This is a genomic window from Nocardia pseudovaccinii, from assembly GCF_050942345.1.
Classification (GTDB): Bacteria; Actinomycetota; Actinomycetes; order Mycobacteriales; family Mycobacteriaceae; genus Nocardia; species Nocardia pseudovaccinii.
In genome coordinates, this window is sequence record NZ_CP192074.1 from 4,838,208 (window position 1) to 4,858,537 (window position 20,330).

The 20,330-nt window shown below is 65.5% G+C and carries 18 protein-coding genes and 1 pseudogene; 9 read left to right on the forward strand and 10 right to left on the reverse strand.

Going from position 1 to position 20,330, the window contains the following annotated elements; translation table 11 throughout:
- Positions 1–39 precede the first annotated feature (39 nt).
- A complete protein-coding gene (locus ACQPZ2_RS21790) occupies positions 40–2,253 on the forward strand; it encodes a glycoside hydrolase domain-containing protein (RefSeq protein ID WP_433527243.1) in 2,214 nt (737 codons plus the stop codon).
- Between the two features lie 66 nt (positions 2,254–2,319).
- Here ACQPZ2_RS21790 and ACQPZ2_RS21795 read toward each other — a convergent pair whose 3' ends face one another.
- Together ACQPZ2_RS21795 and ACQPZ2_RS21800 are read right to left on the reverse strand one after the other, a co-directional pair.
- Positions 2,320–2,802 carry a hypothetical protein gene (locus ACQPZ2_RS21795; protein WP_433527244.1) on the reverse strand — a complete coding sequence of 161 codons (483 nt, stop codon included), beginning with the start codon at positions 2,800–2,802 and terminating at the stop codon, positions 2,320–2,322.
- Between the two features lie 38 nt (positions 2,803–2,840).
- Complete coding sequence (locus ACQPZ2_RS21800; RefSeq protein ID WP_433527245.1) at positions 2,841–3,002, reverse strand: hypothetical protein; 162 nt, start codon at positions 3,000–3,002, stop codon at positions 2,841–2,843.
- Positions 3,003–3,145: 143 nt separating this feature from the next.
- Between ACQPZ2_RS21800 and ACQPZ2_RS21805 the strand changes: the two genes are divergently transcribed.
- Positions 3,146–7,318, forward strand: coding sequence for a TIR domain-containing protein (locus ACQPZ2_RS21805; RefSeq protein WP_433527246.1), 4,173 nt, complete (start codon positions 3,146–3,148; stop codon positions 7,316–7,318).
- The gene (locus tag ACQPZ2_RS21810) at positions 7,315–8,199 is read left to right on the forward strand and encodes a DUF4231 domain-containing protein (RefSeq protein ID WP_433527247.1); all 885 of its coding nucleotides are present in this window, start codon (positions 7,315–7,317) and stop codon (positions 8,197–8,199) included. Before ACQPZ2_RS21805 ends, ACQPZ2_RS21810 begins: the two co-directional genes overlap by 4 nt.
- A gap of 4 nt (positions 8,200–8,203) precedes the next feature.
- Here the strand turns inward: ACQPZ2_RS21810 and ACQPZ2_RS21815 are convergent, their stop codons facing one another.
- The 3 genes and pseudogenes from ACQPZ2_RS21815 to ACQPZ2_RS21825 all read right to left on the reverse strand — a co-directional run bounded on the left by ACQPZ2_RS21815 (position 8,204) and on the right by ACQPZ2_RS21825 (position 11,268).
- Positions 8,204–9,649, reverse strand: a complete 1,446-nt coding sequence (locus ACQPZ2_RS21815) for a M6 family metalloprotease domain-containing protein (protein ID WP_433527248.1) — start codon at positions 9,647–9,649, stop codon at positions 8,204–8,206.
- A gap of 222 nt (positions 9,650–9,871) precedes the next feature.
- Positions 9,872–10,143 (reverse strand): annotated as a pseudogene (locus ACQPZ2_RS21820) (LLM class F420-dependent oxidoreductase); the annotation flags it as partial.
- A 345-nt stretch (positions 10,144–10,488) separates the two neighbouring features.
- On the reverse strand, positions 10,489–11,268 hold the full coding sequence (locus tag ACQPZ2_RS21825; protein WP_433527249.1) for an enoyl-CoA hydratase-related protein: 780 nt from the start codon (positions 11,266–11,268) through the stop codon (positions 10,489–10,491).
- 114 nt (positions 11,269–11,382) lie between these two features.
- Here ACQPZ2_RS21825 and ACQPZ2_RS21830 point away from each other — a divergent pair, with 114 nt between their 5' ends.
- Together ACQPZ2_RS21830 and ACQPZ2_RS21835 are read left to right on the forward strand one after the other, a co-directional pair.
- Positions 11,383–12,555 carry an alpha/beta hydrolase family protein gene (locus tag ACQPZ2_RS21830; RefSeq protein WP_433527250.1) on the forward strand — a complete coding sequence of 391 codons (1,173 nt, stop codon included), beginning with the start codon at positions 11,383–11,385 and terminating at the stop codon, positions 12,553–12,555.
- A 170-nt stretch (positions 12,556–12,725) separates the two neighbouring features.
- Entirely contained in the window at positions 12,726–12,983 is a 258-nt protein-coding gene (locus tag ACQPZ2_RS21835; RefSeq protein ID WP_433527251.1) for a hypothetical protein, read from the forward strand.
- Between the two features lie 47 nt (positions 12,984–13,030).
- Here the strand turns inward: ACQPZ2_RS21835 and ACQPZ2_RS21840 are convergent, their stop codons facing one another.
- Together ACQPZ2_RS21840 and ACQPZ2_RS21845 are read right to left on the reverse strand one after the other, a co-directional pair.
- Positions 13,031–14,224: an Ig-like domain-containing protein gene (locus ACQPZ2_RS21840; RefSeq protein WP_433527252.1), complete on the reverse strand. Its 1,194-nt coding sequence runs from the start codon at positions 14,222–14,224 to the stop codon at positions 13,031–13,033.
- 222 nt (positions 14,225–14,446) lie between these two features.
- Positions 14,447–15,313: an SAM-dependent methyltransferase gene (locus ACQPZ2_RS21845; RefSeq protein ID WP_433527253.1), complete on the reverse strand. Its 867-nt coding sequence runs from the start codon at positions 15,311–15,313 to the stop codon at positions 14,447–14,449.
- Positions 15,314–15,695: 382 nt separating this feature from the next.
- Between ACQPZ2_RS21845 and ACQPZ2_RS21850 the strand changes: the two genes are divergently transcribed.
- From ACQPZ2_RS21850 to ACQPZ2_RS21865, 4 genes are read left to right on the forward strand one after another with little or no spacing between them, the layout of a single operon-like run.
- Entirely contained in the window at positions 15,696–16,019 is a 324-nt protein-coding gene (locus ACQPZ2_RS21850) for a hypothetical protein (protein WP_433527735.1), read from the forward strand.
- A gap of 39 nt (positions 16,020–16,058) precedes the next feature.
- Positions 16,059–16,325, forward strand: a complete 267-nt coding sequence (locus ACQPZ2_RS21855) for a metal-sensing transcriptional repressor (protein ID WP_433527254.1) — start codon at positions 16,059–16,061, stop codon at positions 16,323–16,325.
- 35 nt (positions 16,326–16,360) lie between these two features.
- On the forward strand, positions 16,361–16,648 hold the full coding sequence (locus tag ACQPZ2_RS21860) for a YgaP family membrane protein (RefSeq protein ID WP_433527255.1): 288 nt from the start codon (positions 16,361–16,363) through the stop codon (positions 16,646–16,648).
- A gap of 2 nt (positions 16,649–16,650) precedes the next feature.
- Positions 16,651–17,055, forward strand: a complete 405-nt coding sequence (locus tag ACQPZ2_RS21865) for a DUF302 domain-containing protein (RefSeq protein ID WP_433527488.1) — start codon at positions 16,651–16,653, stop codon at positions 17,053–17,055.
- A gap of 158 nt (positions 17,056–17,213) precedes the next feature.
- Here the strand turns inward: ACQPZ2_RS21865 and ACQPZ2_RS21870 are convergent, their stop codons facing one another.
- The 3 genes from ACQPZ2_RS21870 to phoU all read right to left on the reverse strand — a co-directional run bounded on the left by ACQPZ2_RS21870 (position 17,214) and on the right by phoU (position 20,102).
- Entirely contained in the window at positions 17,214–18,443 is a 1,230-nt protein-coding gene (locus ACQPZ2_RS21870) for an NAD(P)/FAD-dependent oxidoreductase (protein ID WP_433527489.1), read from the reverse strand.
- 108 nt (positions 18,444–18,551) lie between these two features.
- A complete protein-coding gene (locus ACQPZ2_RS21875) occupies positions 18,552–19,229 on the reverse strand; it encodes a phosphodiesterase (protein WP_433527256.1) in 678 nt (225 codons plus the stop codon).
- Positions 19,230–19,433: 204 nt separating this feature from the next.
- Positions 19,434–20,102, reverse strand: coding sequence for a phosphate signaling complex protein PhoU (phoU, locus tag ACQPZ2_RS21880; protein WP_433527257.1), 669 nt, complete (start codon positions 20,100–20,102; stop codon positions 19,434–19,436).
- Positions 20,103–20,330: the final 228 nt, after the last annotated feature.

Genomic DNA, 20,330 nt, shown 5'->3' on the forward strand with positions numbered 1-20,330 from the left:
TCGCAGCCGGTCGGCTACGACTTCTCGGAGGGGAACGACATGACCAGGTACTGGCCCTTGGCGCGTGGCCGCATCGTCACTTCTCGATTCGGTCCCCGCGACGACGGTTTCCACTGGGGTGTCGATCTCGGCTGGCCGGGCGGCAGCGGGGGATTACCCGTCTACGCGGTCCAAGCCGGCACGGTGGTATTCGCGGGTCCGGCCTCCGGGTTCGGCGGACCCGACCCGGCCGGCTGGGTCGTCCTGGACCATCCCGCCGAAGAAGGCGGCGGCACGACCGTGTACGGACACGTGATTCGCGAAGTCGCGGTCGATGACCGGGTCGAGGCCGGGCAGCGGATCGCCCGCATCAACCCCGATTCCGCATCCAACGGCGGCGTCGCCCCGCACCTGCACCTCGAGTGGCATCGGCATGTCTGGGTGCCTCCCGGGTCGGACCGGCTCGACCCGCTGCCGCTGCTGGCCGAAGCCGCAGACCCGCCACCCTCGACCAATGGAGTTCCCCGCATGTCCACCGCAATTGATTTCGCCGCGCGTTTCATCGATCCCGCCGCCATCAAGGCAGCCGGACACAGTGCTGTCATGGTCTACGTGTCGCCGAGCAGACCCGGATCCAGTTTCGGCGCCAAGCCGGTGACCAGGGAATATGCCGACAGTGTGCAGGCAGCCGGGCTCGACATCGTTTCGATATGGCAGTACGGCAAGCCCGGCAATCCGCAGGCGCCTTCGGACTGGACCACAGGCTACGACGGCGGGCATCGGATGGGCCTTCAGGCCAGGGAAATCCACACCGCCGCCGGCGGGCACGACCAGTGCCCGATCTTCTTCGCGGTGGACGAGGACATTTCACTGGACCAATGGAACGACGAGGCGGTCAACTTTTTCCGTGGCGTCAACGACGCGATCGGGCGGGAGTGGACCGGAGTCTACGGCTCGTCCAAGGTATGCGCCTGGGCCATCCAAGACGGTGTACTCGGCCGGACTTCCGAAGGCCGGTTCTGGGCCTGGCAGACGCGCGCGTGGTCCGGCAATCGGCTCGACACACCCGAGGCCGTCCTCTATCAGCGCGTCATCGATACCGCATCCAATCCCGGCCCCGTCATCGACGGTAGCTCGGTCGACGTCAACGACATCTTGGCTACCGACTTCGGGCAGTGGTCCATCCAACGCACTCAGGCACAAGGAGAACACGCTGTGAACGCCCCCGTTTTCACCGAATTGGACAGAATGGGAAACTCCCGATCGGAGCGCTGGGGGGCTCGCATCACGAACTTCTTGCTGCATACCCAGGAAGGCGACGGCACGGCCGAATCGCTGGCGGCGTACCTCAACAACTCGGCCAACGGCGCCTCGTATCACTACACGCTGCGCAATGGAATCGTCTGCGATGTCGTCGATACGAACTACGCGTCGTGGTCGGTCCTGGATGCCAACGCGCAGACGATCAATCTCTGCTTCGCGGGCAGCCGCGCGGCATGGTCGAGGGACGAATGGATGGCCATCGACGAAGACCTCCGGATAGCCGCCTGGCTGGCTGTTCAGGACGCGAAGAAGTACGGCTTCGCCACCGATGTCATCGCTCCGCCATATACGCGGCGCGACGGCATCTCCGACCACAAATATGTGACGGAATGCCTGGGGATCGGCACCCATACCGATGTCGGCCCGAACTTCCCGTGGGACGTTTTCGAAGGCCACGTCCGAGAGTTCTCCGGTGCCGCGCCGTCCGGAGAAATCGATGCCAAGGCGGCGGCTTCGCCATGGCTGGGGCCGCGGCTCGGTACCAACGGCGAAATGAAGACAGCCGACGGCGTCGGTCGATTCGCTCAATTCAAGAATGGATACGTCTACTGGCATCCCTCCACCGGTGCACATCCGATCCCGTCGTCGTTGTTCGACAAGTTTGCCGAAACTGGTTGGGAAGCAGGGCCTTTGGGGTATCCGATAACCGACAACACAGTGCTGCGCGATCCGAAGGACGTGGAATGGGGCGAGGTGGAGGGTTTCCAGAACGGGGCGCTCTACCACCGCAACGGCCGGCCGGTGTATTGGGTGCACGGTGAAATCCGTGACCGATGGAATCGGAGCGGATTCGAGAACGGACCCCTCGGCTGGCCGACATCCGACGAAATCCCCTTCGACACCGGGAGCTACCAGGAGTTCGAAAACGGCCGGATCTATTGGACACCGAAACAGACCCTCGCTCTTCGGTCGGTCAACGGAAATGAAGAGCCGTTGCCCGATGGTCCCTGAAACGTCCGGATTCCATCCATCGACCGGGCTGGTAATCGCCGAAAGCGATTACCGGCCCGGTCGGGCTCAAAGAGCCGTGAACCTACCGAATCCCGAGGAAATGGTGATGGCGAGACCGCCTGCGGTGGCGAGCGCGACGATCTGGCCTGCTCCGGTGAACACCGGCACCGGCGCCGGGGCGCAGGCGCAGGGCTGCTGCGCAGTTTCCCGATCCGCCACGTCGACCACACCGACTGCTCCGGTCGTCAGGTTCGACCACTGGATCCGGGCGTGGGAGTCGAGCATGGTGCTACCGCCGAAGGGGCCGGGATTGGCGACACCGAAGGTGGTGACTCCGGGTTGGTCGCCGATGGTCGCCGTCAAGTAGATGCTGAATTGCGTTGGAATACCCCATGTTTGGGAAATCTTCACGAGCGGGAGCTGGAACGTGGTCGTCTCCGCGGCGCTGGCGACCGTGTGCTGCCCCAGCACCAGCGCACTCACCATCGCACCGACGAAACCCAGCTTGGCACGCACGCCGGTAGCCCGGCGAACCCCGTTGTTCGTCACTAGCCCTCCTCATAAGTCGATTCCAGCCTGCTTCGACATCACTGCGAGCGGCGCCCCAGACGGATGACCACATCGAGCAGCAAGACTGCCGCGGCCACCGCGAGCATCACCGCCACGCCCGAATGGCCGTCGGCGCGACCGTACTCGATCGCCAGCCCGACGATCAGCACCGCGGCCGTGAATAGCAGGCTCCGCTTCACGGATGCCAGTGTGACGGACTGCGGCGGTATCGAGTAGGGCGATACTCGCGTGCGGCGGTTTGTTCGAGCGCAGGATTTTCGCATGACGCTTTCGGTATACGGCACGCGCTTCCATCGGGGTATATGCACGGTGGTTTAGCGCGATGTCCAGGGTCTTTCTGAGTCACTCCAGCCGGGACGATCGTGCAGCGATCGCACTCAAGGCATGGTTGACCGAGGCCGATCCCGGCCTCGCCGGCGAGATATTCCTCGATCTGGACCGGCAGACCGGAATTCCGGTGGGCGTGCGGTGGAAAGACGCGCTGCGCCGCGCGAGCGATCGGTGCGAGGCGGTTATCTGTCTGGTCTCCGATAATTGGGACGCATCGCGCGAATGCAAGGTCGAATACCGCCACGCCGAGGATCTGAACAAGCCGATCTTTGCGGCGAGGTTGCAGCCTTTGACCGGCCGAGATATCACCAGCGAATGGCAACGCTGCGACCTGTTCGGTGACGGTCCGAAAACGGAGATCGCCGTGGACGGTGAGTCGCCACCAGTGCAATTCAGCACCGATGGCCTGTTGCGACTCCGGGACGGCTTGCGTGCAGCCGGAATCGGGGCGGACACCTTTGCCTGGCCGCCGCCGGAGGAACCGGACCGCGCACCATATCGTGGCTGGCAGCCGCTGGAACAGGTAGACGCCGCCGTCTATTTCGGGCGCGACACACAGATCGGCCGCGCGCTGAATGCGATACGGGGAATGCGCAATTCCGGCGATGGTCGAATGTTCGTCATACTCGGGCCGTCGGGCGTCGGTAAATCGTCGTTCCTGCGGGCGGGCATGCTGCCGCGCCTCCATCGCGATGACCGGCATTTCCTGCCGATGGGCATCGTCCGACCGCAACGCAACGCGCTCACCGGCGGCAGCGGATTCGCGCATTCGATTCACGACCTACGCGACAGCGTGGGGTTGCACGCACCGAGCCTCGGTGCGATCAAGGAGGGAATTCGTGATGCCGCACGGGTGCGCATGTGGCTGACCGAAGCGCAGCAGGCCGCCGAGGATCGCATTATCGATGCGACCGATGACGTGGCACCCACACTCGTGTTGCCGCTCGACCAGGCCGAGGAGCTATTCGGCGTCGACGCGGGTGAGCAGGCGGGCGCCTTCCTCGGCGTACTTGCCGACCTACTCGGCGCGGACGACGCGCTGCCCATGATCGCGATGGCGACAATTCGCTCCGACCGGTACGAACCGCTGCAGACCGCGCCGCAGTTGGCTGCCCTGGAGGTTCGCCCGTTCGACGATCTGAAACCCATGCCGCAGGCCCAATTCAAAGAGGTGATCTGCGGGCCCGCTCGTCGGGCACGGGAAGCCGGGAGCAACCTCTCGTTCGCACCCGACCTGGTCGACCGACTGCTCGACGACTGGTCGCGCGGGGCGGATACGCTACCGCTGCTCTCGCTCACCCTGGCCCGGCTCTACCAGGACTATGGCGACGCGGAGATCACGCTGGCGGAGTACGACGCGATGGGTGGGCTGAGCCGCATCGTGCAGTGCGAGATCGACGAGATACTCGCCGTGGATTCCCAAGTCAGGCAACGGCAATTGGCGGTGCTGCGGTCCGCATTCGTGCCGTGGCTGGCGACGATCAATCCGGATAACGACCAACCGATGCGCCGCGCGGCGCGCTGGTTCGATCTGCCGTCGGAGAGCCACCCGCTACTGGAGGCGTTCATCGCCAAGCGCCTGCTCGTCCGCGACGAGCGCGACGGCGAGACTATTGTCGAAGTCGCGCTGGAAAGTCTACTGCGCCAATGGGATACGCTCGCCGGGTGGCTGCGCGAACAGGCCACCGACCTGAAGGGCGCCGACGAGTTGGAACGGGCGGCGCATGCCTGGACGGCCAACGCGCGCAGCGACGAATGGCTGCTCACCGGCACCCGGCTCGACGATGCCGAATCCCTCGCCGCCGAACCGGGTTTCCGGGAACGGCTCAACCCGACGCGAGCGTTCCTGCTCGCCTCGCGGCGGCGTGAGGATGAGCGCACCGAGGCCGACCTGCAAGCGGCGCGGGAGCGTCAGGAATCCGCGGAAGCGTTGGCGGCGGCGGAAACTCAGGCCAAGGAGAAGGCGCAGGAGTACACCCGGGTGCTGCGGCGGCGCTCGCGAATCCTGCGGGTGGCTTTGGCGTTGGCGGTAGTCGCGGCGTTGGCCGCGGGGTTCTTATTCCTCAAAGCGTCGAGAGCGGAGAAAGAGGCGACCGCGCGCAGCAGGGATGCGACGGCGTTGGCGTTGATCGCGAATTCGCAAATGATGCTGTCCGGTTCGTATCCGGGCGTCAACGACGATGTTCTCGCCATGCAGAGTGTGCTGGCCGCCCGCAGTTTTCCGAATCGCAACAACGGCGATTTCTCATTGCTCAGTGCAGTGAGTCAGCTACGCAGCCTGCGCAAGATCATCCCCACTGATGGTGGCTACGTCCGCAGCCTCGCGTTCAGCCCCGACGGCAAGCGCATCGTATCCAGTCATGGTGACAGCATTCAACTGTGGGACGCCGAGACCTGGAAGCCCATCGGTGAGTTCATGACCGGGCACAAGCTCGAGGTATCGCAGGTCGCGTTCAGTCCTGACGGCAAACGTATCGTGACCGCAGGCTTCGACAAAACGTTGCGGCTGTGGGATGCCGAGTCCCGCCAACCGATCGGCGAGCCGATGGCCGGACACGAATCACAGGTCACCAGCGTCGCGTTCAGCCGGGACGGCCGCCGAATCGTATCGGGCGGTTCGGACAAGACGCTGCGGGTATGGGATACCGAGTCCCGCCAACCGATCGGCGAGCCGATGCGCGGACACGAGAAAGAGGTGACGGGCGTCGCGGTCGGCATCGATGACATGGTCGCGTCAGCAAGTCTCGATGGCACGGTTCGACTGTGGGATATCGAGTCCCACCAGCAGATCGGCGAGCTGATGCGGGTCCCCGGAGCACAGGTCAGCGGTGTCGCGTTCAGCCAGGATGGCGCCCGAATCGCAGCGGGTAGCAGCGAGACCACGATTCGGTTGTGGGATGCCCGCACCCGCCAGCAGATCGGCGAGCCACTGCGCGGCCACACCGCCGCTGTGGAGCGAGTGGTGTTCAGCCGTGACGGCACCCGGCTCGCCTCGGCAAGCGACGACAAGACCGTGCGAGTGTGGGATGCCGCGACCGGACAGCCGGTCGGAGAACCGTTGGCGGGCCACGAATTCGCGGTCAGTGCGGTCGCCTTTCACCCCGACGGGCAGCGTCTCGTTTCCGGTGGCTTCGACCAAACGCTGCGCGAATGGAACCTCGGTGGCGGACAGGTTCTCCGCGGGCACGACGGAGGCGTTATCGCCGCAGGATTCAGCCGAGATGGAACTCGGGTCGTATCCAGTGGTGTCGACGAGACGATGCGACGGTGGGATGCCCGAACTGGTGAAAGCGTGGCTCCGATGAATCCGATCGAGCAGATGACCGCGTGGGACTTCAGCCTCGACGGCACGCAGATCGTCACAGCTAGTACAACCGCGCTGCGACACTGGGACCTGGCCAGCGGCGCTCCGGTCGGGAACTCGATCGCCATACCGCCGGACACCGAGAACCTGACACTCGCTGTCGCCGACCGAAAGCTCGCGACGTACAACGGTTCCGATATCCAGATACGCGATATCGACACTATGCAGCAGATCGGGATTCCCATTCGACACCCAGCGTTGGCGACCTTCAACTTCAGTCCCGACGGTCGGCACTTCGCCACCGGCGGCAAGGACTGGAATGTCCGGCTCTGGGACCCGAACTCGGGCCAGCAGGTCGGTAAGGTCCTGGAGGGTCACGGCTGGGTCGACGATATCGAATTCAGTCGCGACGGCCGCACCCTTGCCGTCGCATACCAGGACAGGACAGTACGGCTGTGGAACGCACAGACCGGAGATCCGATCGGCAATCCTATCCGGACCGACGCCTGGGTACTCGACCTCGCGTTCAGCCCCGACGGCCTGACTATCGTCACCGGAGGTGGGGACAGCACCGTGCGTTTGTGGGATGTACAGCAGGGCCGCCAGATCGGGTCCGCCCTCATGGGACATGTTCAACCGGTAACGCATGTGGAGTTCAGCCCCGACGGCAGGGAGGTCGTATCGACGAGCTTCGACGGAACGATCCGCGTTTGGCCCATTCCGACCGCATCAGAAGACATCTTGTGCGACAAGATGACCTACAACATGAGCCGGGAACGCTGGAACTCCTGGGTCTCGCCGGAAATCCCCTACCAGAAACTATGCCCGAATCTGCCGATCTCCGGTGAGGCGGGCAAATGACAGTGGCTTCCGATGACGAGCTGGTGAATGCCCTGTGGGAGAAGCGGATTCGCTGGTCTCATGCGGCCACCCGGATGAAACTGCGGATCGACCGGCTGCGGTTGACGGTGCTGTGCCTGAGCTGTTGGGGAGCGATCGCGGCCGCATCGACGGCTACGGTGCTAGGGCAGGCCGGGCTGCCCTCGCGCATCGTCGCGGCCACCGGTGCGGCCGCGCTGGCAGGTGCCACCTTCGTGGGAGCCCAATTCCTGTCCTCGGAAGCGGTCCGGCGGTGGACCCGCGCACGGGCGGTATCGGAGGGAATGCGGCACCAGATCTTCAGGTTCCGCGCGATTCCGGGAACGGTCGCGCAGCTTCGGGCCGAGGTCGAAGAGCTCGAACAGGCAGCCGAGGATCTCCTGTGCTTCCTCGACGAGGCGCCGACCCCGGGACCCGCACCCGGGCCGCTGACACCAGAGCAGTATGTGAGTAAACGCGTGGAAGGCCAGATCACCAACTACTACCGCCCGTCCGCGCTACGGTATTGCGCGCGAGCACAATTCCTGCGTCGGGTCGCCATCGTACTTGGCCTTGTCGCCACGATCGCGGCGTCGGTCGATACCGCGGTAAGCGCCGACGCCGCCACCCGAATCGCACCATGGATCGCCGTCCTGACCACACTCAGCGGTTCGCTCGTCACCTTCCTCGCAAGCAAGCGATACGACTTCTTGGTCGTCAGCTATCTCGCGACCGCGAACCGGCTGCAGCGACTGCTCGACCACTGGCGAACAGCGGGATCTCCGACCGATCCAGCGCGATGGTCGCAATTCGTCGACGACTGTGAGAACGCCATCTCCATCGAAAACGAAAGCTGGCTGGCAAAGTGGGCCGACGCCCGCTGACCGTTCAGGTCATGGTGACGTCGATGGCCATCCGGTCGTCGCCGGGTGTGCCCTTGACGGCGATCGTGATGCCGGACCACTTTCCGCCGGGCATGTTCAGGGCCGGGGTGGTGGTCTTGCCGATGGTCGTGTTGTCACCGGAGGGATACAGGTCGTTGGCGTCTCCACGGTTCCCACCGCGGAATATCGCGGCCAGGTCCCGTTTGCCGTCGGCTTGCATCAGCTCGATCGCGAGCGCGTCCTCGTCGTTGACATCAGCGATCTCTTCATCGACCACGTAGATCGCGACACCTTGGTCGGGCAGGAATGCGTCCTGACCGGTCTTGCGACGGTATTCCACGGCGATGTACTGACTTTCGCGACGCATCCGTTCGGCGTTCCGAATGAAAACCATGCCGCCGCCTTGCGCGGCAGGTTCGAGCGTGATGCTCTTCGTCGTCTTGGTGACGACGCGAGGCTGTAACCAACCGTGGAACGCGCGGAGCATGCCGTTGGGAAAGACCGGGGTGATGCCGTGATTGCCCCAGCTACCGCCAGCCATCAGGCAATAGTCGCCGAGGCCTGCCGACTGGAAGTTCGCGGACTGGGTGGTGTCGTAGTAGTCGGCCCAGCGGGCGGCGAGGTGGCCCCATTCATGGGCGCAGACACCCATATTGCAGTCCTCGGGCACGGTGAGAAATGTCGTGACGGAGAGATCTGTCTCCACCTTTTCACCGTTGCCCGGGATCGCCCATTTCAGGCTCCAGATATCGTCGACAGATCTGGTTTCTTCCGCGCCGCGCCCAGCGTGGACGATGAACAGCGCGGTGACGATCTTCTCGCCGAGTACGTCATAGGGACCGAAGTCGACACCTTCGGCAAGGGCTGCCTTGACGGCGTCCCGGGCCATGCCCGCCGAGTTGCGGGGAAAGCTGTTGCCGGTTCCGGAGTTGCCGTCGGTGTAGAACGACAGCGGATGCGGCATCCGGAACCAGCCGTGTACGGCGCCCTGGATGTCGATACCGGTATCAGCCGCCGCGTCGAAGCCGCTGACCTTGCGGTAGAAGTCGCGCATGCTCCCGGACGGGAAGGTGTCCTCGCTGAACAGCATTGCCTCGTAGTAGCCGGGGCCGTGCACAGGATCGTGCGCTTTGTCGGGAAAATCGACGAGCAGCACGATCGTCTGGATTACTCCTTTGAGCTGTACGTCGGGCCGGGTGATCAGTTCCTTGCTTTTGCCCGGTTCGAGCCGGGTCGCGCCGTCGTCGAGACCGACGAGATTTTCGCCGCGCCGACCGGACCGCCAGTATTCGTAGTACTGCTCGAAGGTCATCGTCGCGGGTAGCCGACTTGTGTTCAGGAGTTCGAGATAATGCAGGTAGAGCTGGCTGAACGCCTGCGGGGACAGCGGCACCAGACACGGTGCCGCTTCGCAAGTGTGGCGGGGGAGCGGGGACAGAGTGATTCTCATGATTGTGACCTTGCGTCTGTGGACAAATGCTGTGTCCGCGGCGATGTTCCCCGACGACGCGGATGGGCTCCTCGGATGAAAACCGGAGCAGGTTCGAGCGTGCGCTATCCGTGCGAGCGCGTCACGGGTGGTCAACTACCTGATTGCGTTCTCACCGGTACGCGTGCGCAGATAGATTGCTCTACGGTCCCGGGCGGCGGCGGGTGACGGCGTTCGGGACGTTCACGAATCGCTATCGGCCGCACGCAGTTTCGCCAGTAGCGGTTCGGCCGCCTCGGCAAGGAACCGGTCCTGCTGTTCGTCGCCGATTTCGACGACAGCGATGTCGGTGAAACCGGCATCCTGGTAGGGCCGCACCGCTGCCACTATGGCGTCGAGATCGGGGCCGCACGGGATCGTCTCGGCGACTGCTCGGTCATCAGTGTGTATCCGAATCGGGTCACTGTCGCTCCTCGGCTCGGCGGTGGATATCGGTGGGCTACCCGTCTACCGCCCAGTTATCGGTCGCGATCAGCTCGAGGCTGTGCCTATCGCCTCGCACACCATGTCGAGCGCGACTTCAACCGTCCGCCTCAGCACGTCTTCGGGTTCGCCATCGAAGAGCTCATGCCGCGCCCAGCTCCCATCCTCGGCGTGGACCGCCAGCCATACCGATCCCGCGGTTCACCGTCCTGGGGATCGGGGCCGCCCACCCCGGTAACCGCCACAGCCACGTCCGCGCCGAGCAGTGCCGCACGCCGACCACCATGACTCGGCCGCGGTCTACGACACCACAGCGACCTCGGGAACGCCCTGCACCTGCCGTTCGACATCCGCACTGTAGGCAACCCCGGTGGGCGCTAATCGCGCCAGACGGGCGGGCGTTTCGCCAGAAAGGCCGCCATCCCTTCGCGGGCGCCGGGAAGCTGGGCGGCGGCCGCCATGACTTCCAGCGCGAGGGCGTAGGCATCTGCTTCAGGGCGGTCGAGTTGGCTGTAGAGAGTGCGTTTGCCGAGTGCTTTGCTTGCCCGGCTGCCCCGGGTGGCGCGGGCGAGCAAGTCGTCGACTGCGGTGTCCAGCTCGGTGTCCGGTACCGCTCGGTTGATCAGGCCCCATTGTTCGGCGGTGCGGGCATCGATCGGGTCGCCGGTGAGGGCCAGTTCCATCAGGCGTTTACGGCCGACGGCGCGCGCCACCGGCACCGCGGGGGTGTGGCAGAACCAGCCCCCCTTGCCGCCGGGGAGCGCGAACCCGGCCGATTCGGCGGCGACGGCCAGATCGCATGAGGCCACCAGCTGGCAGCCGGCGGCCGTGGCCAGACCGTGCACCCGGGCGATCACCACCTGCGGCACCGACTCGATGGTCGACATGAGCTCGGTGCACAGTGTGAGCAGCTCCCGCACGCCGAGCAGGTCGCGGGCGGCAACGTCGGCGAAATCATGTCCCGCGGAGAACACCGGACCGTGCGCCCCGAGCACTATCCCGGTGGCGTCGGTCTCGCCGGCGGCCCGGAAGGAGGCGAGCAGTTCGGCCAGATGCTCGCCTGACAGCGCGTTGCGTCGCTCCGGACGGTTCATGGTGATGCGCACCGTGTCGCCGTCGCGCGCGACCAGCAGATGCCGATACTCCAAGGCGGTCATATCTCCACCGTAGATCCTGATTTCCGCTGAGCAGCGTGTTGAAGCGAGTTGTCACGTTCTGATCTATAGCCTCGTTCGCGAATGTGACGGTGTCGGACCGGATTGAGGTGTTCGATGCGAGTTGTCCATGCGGGTAAACGAGCGGCGGCGGCGGTCATGTTGTCCACACTCCTGATGCCTATCGCCCCGGCGTATGCGGAAATCCCAGGAACCGTGATTGCGGAGTACCCGCTACCGGACGGTACGCGCGGAATGTCCGATGCCGATGGCTCGGTGATCGAGTACTGGATGCGCGGCTCGAACCGGACGACACAGCCCGCCAGCGGAGCGCTGTATGTCCCGGCCGGTGCCCCGCCGCCGTCCGGTTGGCCGATCATGGCCTACGACCACGGCACCAGTGGACTCGGACCGGGCTGCGGTGGCCAGTCCGATCCGCTCGAGCACCCCGCCCAGACGATCGCGGGAGATGAAGACGCGCTGCTCCAGTACCTGGCGTCGCAGGGATTCGCCGTGGTTGCACCCGATTACCTGGGCCTCGGCCGCTTCGACACCGGACCGCATCCATACCTGGCGATCGACACCGAGGCGACGGCCACGATCGACCTCGTGCGCGCCGCCCGTGCCGCCCACCCGGAACTGTCGCGGATGTGGGCGGTCATGGGCACGTCGCAGGGCGGGCAGGCCGCGCTCGGCACCGGCCACCTGCAGGCCACCGATGCGCCGGACCTGGACTTCCGTGGCACCATCGCGATCGACCCCGAGTCCGATGTGGAGAAGCTTCTACCGCTTTTCGGACCGGGTACTCCCATTCCGTCCGTCATCGCGGACGGTTTCATGGACCTGTTCGTCAGCATCTTGGCCGGGCTGCGCGCTGCCCGACCCGGGGTGAACGTCGACGAATACCTCACCCTCGAAGGCCGGTCCGTGCTCGACAGTGTCGGCGCGATGTGCACACCCCAGATCATCGACCGCGTCCGCGGCCTCAGCATCGGCGAGTTGCTGGCGAAGCCCCTGTCCGTCGCGCCCATGCCCGCTGCCACCGACGCCTACATGACCGTTCCTGCGAGTGGCTACAACGCCCCGATCCTGTTGTGCATCAACATCACCGACACCACCGTCCCGTCCCCGCTGCACGGCCTCCTCGCCGCCCAACTCGCCGCTCACGGCGTCGACTTCCACAGCGTCGTCGGCACCGGACAGCACACGCAACTCAGCCCCCAGATGTGGACCGCCATCGAGCAGTTCGTGGACCGTATTCGATCCGGCCCGGCCATCGGTAACCCGTGAGTCCACGCTCGTCCCTGGTGGTGGCTTTGCGGACCACTTCGTCGACGCCGCCGCAGCAGTGCCTATCGGCCCACGAGCGTGGGACCAGTGGCCCTGTCTCCGCCACGATCGCGCAAATTACTGTCGTCGGACAAAGTCATCCACGAACAAGCCGGCAAGAAGGGTACGAGATGACATTGGTGAGATCGGATAGAGCCAAGCCAGACGTCGTTGTCGCCGATGCGATCGAACACCTCCGACACGACTTTCCCGCGGTCGCCGCAGACGTTCTGCACGCCGCCGCCGACCGCGCGCGACACGATCTCTGCGATGCGCCGGCCAGTTGGTTGCCAGAGCTCGCCGAGCGGTTGGCGTGGTGGCGGCTCGAAACGGCTTCGGGTGGGTTCCGCCGATGGAGTCCGGTCCAGCCCGCGGCAACGACCCTGTGACGGTCACGACAGGTTCGCGGGGGATCAACCCCTTTTTCTAGTTCGTGTCATGTGGGGGCTCCACCGCGAAGCCAGTCGGACCACGCGATGCTCCAGTCGCCGTTCTGCCAGATATCGAGGGGGTCGCCACCGGTGTTGCGGACCTCGACCACGTCGCCGGGGATGACGAAGTCGTAGAACCATGCGGCGTCGTTGGGGGAGATGTTGAGGCAGCCGTGTGAGACGTTGGTGTTGCCCTGGGCCCACATGGTTGCGGCCAATTCGTGCACGAAGATTCCGTCGTGGCTGATGCGGACCGCATGGTTGATGCTGGTGCGGTAGCCCCCGGAGTTGGCGGGCAGGCCGTAGCTGGCGGAGTCCATGATCACCGGGTCGTTTCTGTCGAGCACGGTGTAGATGCCCGGGCGGGTCCAGAACGACATGGCTCTGCCACCGACGACGGTGGTGCCGCCCTTGCCCATCGATGTGGGCATGGTGCGCACCAGGTTTCCGTTGTCGAAGACCTCGATCTGTTTGGTGTCGTCATCGGCGATCGCGACGTGTGCGGGCCCGATGATCACCGAAACCCGTTGATTGCGCAGGCCGTAGCGGCCCTCGCCGAGCGCGACGCCGAAGAGTTCGGCCGCGATCGTGATCCTGGTTCCCGGTACATAATAGTGCTCCGGCCGCCAGTGTGCGTTCTGATCGTCGAGCCAGTACCAGGCACCGGTCACGGCCGGCTCGGTGGTCACCTTCATGTGGTGTTCCACGGCCGCCCGATCGACGGGTTCGTCGAAATGTGCGACGAGCACGAAACCTACTCCGTAGGTGTCGTTTTCGGCCAGATCGACGAGATTGGCGGAGCGCAGAGAGACGTCGACCAGCTGTTGCGGTCGCACCGTGGTGCAGGTCGACGTCGCGGTGATGTCGCCCGATTCGCCGTGCGCCACGGCTTTCGCGGTGTAGGTGTGTCCGTAGCCGAGTGGTTCGGCACTGGTCCAGGTTCGAAGATCGGGTGCCGATGCGCCCGGCAGTGATCTGCCCGTTTCATCGATCCATTCGACCGACCGCAGCGTCCCGTCGGTGACTGTGATCGTGCCCGGGCTGCGCGCATCGACATCGTGGGTGCCGGGTGGTGGATCGAATCCGATCGTTGCGGGTTTGGGTGGCGGTGCGGGGTCTCGCACCCACCCGCATCCTGCCAGGGCGAGGCCACCCGCACCGCCGAAACCTATCAGCAACCGACGACGTCCCAATGCCACCGTGCATCTCCCTTCTCCGGGGTGCTGGGCCGACCTCTGTCCGTCAGCATGCGGCAGCTACGCGTCGGCTGTGACACCGACGACCAGGATCTCCACCGATCCGTCGCTCAACCGATACCGTTCCTCGATCGGATCCGGGTGCTCGTAACTCGGTCATCGGCGGTCCGCGAAACCTGGACGGTCATGGTCCGGTGACGCGCAAGGGTCAGCCGAAAAGCCAGCTCAGGGCCGCACGACGGTGACCAGGCTGATCAATGACCGTTCGGCGGCCGGAGTGCGGCCGACGCTGCGAATGTAGTCGGTGAGGTAGACACGCTCACCGGTCCAACCGCGGTCGGTGAACCACTCGGTGACCTCACCGCGGGGGTCGTTGTAGATCAACCCCACCCAGTCCGAGCCCGCGTCGTCGTGCTCGGCCATCTCGGCAACGGCCTCGGCGGGCAGCGGATCCATCTGCTCGATCGCGACTCGGCTGCCGGGCGCGCTGAGCGAGACGATGGCATCGAACAGCTGATCCTGCGCAGCCGACGACAGATAGATCAGCAGCCCCTCCACCAGCCACGCGGTCGGCAGGGCGGGGTCGAAGCCGCTGTCGCACAACGCTTTCGGCCAGTCCTCACGCAGGTCCACCGGCACGTCATGGCGCTCGGCGATCGGTTGGCGACCAGCCTGCGCGAGAGTTTCGCGCTTGAACTCCAGCACCTGCGGCCGGTCCAGCTCGTAGACGACGGTGCCGTCGGGCCACGGCAACCGGTACGCGCGGGCGTCGAGGCCGGCCGCGAGGATGACCACCTGCCGGATACCGACGGCCGCGGCAGCGTGGAGGTAGTCGTCGAAATACCGGGTGCGGGCGACCTGATGCTGCTGGAACTGAATGCCGAACTCGGGGGTCAGCAACGGATGGGCAGGCACTCGACCGTCGAGCAGGTCGGCCCACTCCCCGCCCGCGGCCCGCACGAAAAGCTCGGCGAGCGGGTCCTTCGCCAGCGCGTCGGCCGCGCGGCCGCCCAGCGCGCGAGCAGCCGCGACGAACAACGCCGTAGATCCCACGCTGGTATTGATGTCCCAGGAATCTCCATCGGTGCGCATGCTCGCCAACGTAGCGATCGTGGCGAGCCCGGTCATTCCAGCGCACCGCGACAACGGAAATCCTCCATGAACCGACTACCACGGCGGGATTTACTCCATCAGAGACCCAGTAGCGGGTGAAATCCTCTGATGGGGGCGCGGTGAAGCGCTGGCGGGCGCAGCAAGGCACGTGGAACCACGACGAGGCCCACTACCGCTGCCGATATCGATTGGAGAACGCCATCTGAGTACCCGATAAGGCCGGAGACATTGATGTACCCGGTGGCAGTGGAAAGTCGTCGATGCCGGGCCAGGCCGAAATTGCGGAGGCCCTCGCCCCGAGCCGAGTGCGATCAGCTCGGGGAGGCGTCGCTCGGTCGGAATCCCCAGTGCTGTAGGAGATTTGCCACGCTCGGGAATGGAGGTAGCGACGGTACGCCTGCGCGGCCGAGGTGCGCAACGGGCACCACGCCGGGGGCATGGCCGCGGCGCGGTGACGGTGAAAGCGCTGCGGGTCAATGACAAGCGCGGTGATGCCGAATTGGTGAGCGCGAACGGTTTTCCCTCGGCGATCCTGCCCGCGTGGGCACGGAATCACCCGGTCAGGAGGTCCTCGACGAACCCGCCCCAGGTCGTCCGGCGGATTTACCGCGAATACCTGAGCGACCGTGGCGACAGAGCGATCGCCCTCGGAGTGCTGCCGTCGATCAGCTTCGTGTATGTGTGACGTCACAGCGCTGACATACCCCAGGGGGTATACTCTTAGATGGCGAAAGAACAACAGGCATGGTGGCAACGAAGAGGCTGTCACGCGGTGCTCAACCGGTTGCGTCGCGCAGGAGCAGCTCGGTGGAGTGATCGAGCGGGGCGCGACTGCAAAGAGGTTGTCATCCAACCCGCGGACGTGTCGCGGGCACTGGATCGGGACGGATTCGAGTTCGTCGCGACCGGTCTGCGTGAATGCCTGACCGGGGAGAGCACCGAACCGATGAGCGAAGACAGATTGGAGAGGCTTTTCTTCACTCTCGCCTGAACGCTAGTACGCACAACGGATTCGAAGGACTGATCATGACGAACCTACCTCGCCACCAGGGCTGGTCGATCGCCCGCGTGGTACCGCTGCTGGCGGGGACCTTCATTGTGATCAGCGTGGCTCTGGCCGCGGTGTGGTCGGCCTGGTGGCTGGTCTTCACCGGGCTCGTGGGCGCGAATCTGCTGCTGTACGGCGTCGCGGGCTGGTGCCCGATGACCCTGTTGTTACGGCGGCTGGGGTTGCCCGCCACGGCCGGCTGCGCCGTGACCCGAACCAGACCGCCGACCGCAGCCCCGATCATTGTCGACAGGAAGTACGGGTGAACATGAACCTGGCCATCTCCACCACAGTGCGCACCGACCGGTTCGACGATGCCGTCGAGCGGACTCGTGTCGCTCTGGCCGAACAGGGTTTCGGTGTCCTGACCGAGATCGACATGACCGCGACACTGAAGGCCAAACTCGGCGAGGACATGGAGGACTACCGCATCCTCGGCGCCTGCAATCCGTCGCTGGCCCACGGCGCGGTCGGCGTCGACCGCCGGATCGGATTGCTATTGCCCTGCAATGTCATCGTCCGTCGCGACCCGGCCGATGACTCCACCGTCATCGTCGAAGCCATGGATCCCGAAGTGATGGTTCAGGTTACGGCCGAACCGGACCTGGAACCGATCGCGGCGGAGGCCGCCACCAAACTCCGGGCCGCCATCGACGCTCTGGGCGACCGATGACGCCACCGCGGTCAGGCGGCAAGGCCCTCGCAGTCACGGCCGCCGAACGCAGGGTTCACATCTTGCGGGCACTGGCTGGGGCGTGACTGACTGCGGCAAAGGCTCTGTCGATCGCAAACTGGTGAAAAGTCCACTGCGGCAGCCACCGCCGCTGGTAGTCAATGAGTGGACTCAGGTCCGCGCTCGGGCGCGGCCTGCAGTTCGGGCGCGGCGGCGGCCAGCAATGCGTCGCGGTCGCGGCTCAACGGAGGATAGATACGCCGGGTGTTGATGGCGCGCTTGGTGACTTTGGCCTCCTCGCCGCACGCGACCACGCGGCGATCCCAGCCCTCGGTATACACCGCGCCTGCCGGTCCCAAATCGAGAACCGTTACATACCAAGGGATCCGCAACGGCTTGATGGGTTTGCCCAGAAGATCGCCGATGACGTTGTAACCGGCCCATCGGCCCATCGGGCGGCTGTGCTGGCAGGACATCACCGACATATGCTCGTCGTCCATTCGTGCGGCGGCGACATCACCGGCGGCGAATACCCCGGGCACACCGCATACCCGCAAATAGTCGTCGACGGGGAGTCGCCCCAGCCGGTCACGGTCGACCCCGAAGTCCGCGGTCAGCGGGTTGGCCCGCATGCCGGCACACCAGACGACGGTGGCGGCGGCCACCACTTCACCCGAGGAGAACATCACGCCGCGCTCGTCGATGGCGACGACCCCGACGCCCAACTTGGTCTCGATCCCGGCGTCGGCCAGCGCCGCCTCGATGACCGGTCGCGCCGATGCGCCCATGTCCGAGCCGACGAGCGGGTTGCGGTCGATCAGGATGACCCGCGGTGCGACGGCACGTCTCGCGAAGACGTCGGCGAGCATCGCGGGCAGCCCGGTCGCCTCTTCGATCCCCGTCAAACCTGCCCCGACGACGACTACTGTCGCGGCCGCCGGGTCAGCGGGGCCCTCGGCGAGCCGACACAGGTGGGCTTGCAGTCTGATCGCTGCGTCATGGGTGTCGATGTCGAAGCCGAACTCCCGCAGGCCAGGGATATCGGGCTTGACCACCTGGCTGCCCAACGCGAGCACCAGCCGGTCGTAGCTGTGAGCGCCCGCGGTGGATTCCACTACCCGCGCCAGCGCGTCGATCGCCGTCACTTCGCCGAGGATGTGCTTGATTCCGACCGGATCGAGAAGAGCGCTCAGTGGGATGCGGGACGTGCTCAGATCGGTCTCATAGTCGCGCACGCGGATGTCGTGGTACGGCGTGGAACTGATCACCGTGACATCGACGGTTCCGACCGTCACACCGAACTCGTCCAGCCGCCGGGCCGCCGCGAGCGCCGCCCACAGACCCGCAAACCCGGACCCGAGAACCACCACACGCGAAGGATCGGTCACCGCAGCGCGCTGCACATCGTGATTCTAATAGTCGGACAGCCGCACGACGTCGACGGCGATATTCAGCGGGCACTGGCCGAGCAGCGGCTCGCTGACGCCGAAGAAAGGTCAATCCGCCTCGCCCCGCCCCTGGCGGCTACCCGCGTAGGCGAACTCGCGCAGTTGCCGCACCGCCTTCGGGACCATTTCGACCTCGGCGGGGTGGTTGAGCATCGGGTCGAAGTAGTCGGTCCGGTGCTCGGCACCCTGGGCCGAGCGCAGGGTGATCTCGGCGAGTTTGTGGGTTGGGCCGGTGATGGGGCTGCCGACCAGGTCGAAGTGCACTTCGTGTTCGAGCAGGTGCTCTTCGAGTGCGCCGATGGACGCCGTTTTCGGTTGCGCCGCATCGGGTTCGGCGAACACCCAGGTCGGCATCGAATTGCCGAAGCGGTACGGCATCAGGCCGCCGTACCTGGCGCGTGCCCAGCCGGTCGCAACGGTGATCACGAACCGGCCGACGATGCTGCGGCCCGTGGTCGCGAGCGCGAAGTCCCACGGGTTGTCGTCGTGGTCGAGGACGCGGAACGCGAAGCCGAGCACGTCCGGCGCCGGTCCGGGCAGGCCGGTGCCCTTGGACAGGCGGGCGATGACGGCGCGTTCACCGCTGCCGAACAGGGGCTCGAATTCGTCTGCGGCGTGCAACCGGCCCGACAGGTACACCCCGTTGGGATGGAAGACCCGCGCGTGCCGGAGCCGGGCGCCGGCAGCGAATGCGCTTCGCACGACGGTGGCAGGTACATCAACCATGGCGAATCCTCTCCGGGGTAGACGACGTGTCGTCTCCCGGTTGCCCCGAGCAAGCCGGGATAAACGGCAGGAGGCCCGTCCAGAAATCGGGCCCGCGAACGACTGAGCCCTTTCAGGTCAGGCCTACCGCGGTCATGCCCTCGGGCGCCCGATCGTGGAGATGTCTCGGTAAAGCCCTCGCAAAGGGAGACTGCATGCCGCCTGTTATTCGCCGCCGGGTGAGGGCCAGTCGTCGGGTAACTCGCCGGTCGCCATGAAGATCGTGCGACGGCCGACCTGCACGGCGTGGTCGGCGAACCGTTCGTAGTAGCGGCCCAGCAGGGTCAGATCGACCGCGGTGGTCGTCCCGTCAGCCCAGTCCTCACCGAGCACCGCTGCCATCAGGTCGTGATGCAGTCGGTCCATCGTGTCGTCCTGGCTGTCGAGTGCGGCGGCGTCGCCCGGGTCACCGGACCCCAGCACCGCGACGGCACTGGTCGCCATCGCGATAGCGGCCGCCCCCATGCGGGCCACGATCGGTTGCACCGATTCGGGGATCGCGCAGTCGGGGTGTCTGCGGCGCGCGATGTTGGCGATGTGTTCGGACAACACGCCCATCCGAGCGAGGTCACCGACAAGTTGGATCGCGGTGACCACCTGTCGCAGCTCGCCCGCGACCGGGGCCTGCAACGCCAGCAGTGTCACCGCACCGTGCTCACAATGATCGCGCTGGGTGTCGAGGTCGCGGCAGATGTCGATGGCTTGCTCGGCGAGCTCGAGATCAGCGCGCAGCAGCGCGTTTGTGGCGGTCGCGATCGCGGTCCGGTCACGCTGACACATCGCCTGCAACTGGGCGGCCAGCTGGTCGAGGTTCTCGTGGAAGCGAGTCCGCATCCCTCATCTTCACCCATCGCCCACCACGACCACCGTCGAGTGCCACGGCCGAACAAAACAATCCGAAAACTGGACCCGGACAGCCGAGGCGAAAAACTCGCGGGAAATCGAGCCAGGGCATTGTCCCCGTTTGCAATCGGAGGCCACGGTCAGTACGACTTCGCCCGCCCGCCGAGGCGACGCGGATGCTCGCGAGCCTGTGACCCCGGCGTGATCGCGCCATCGCTG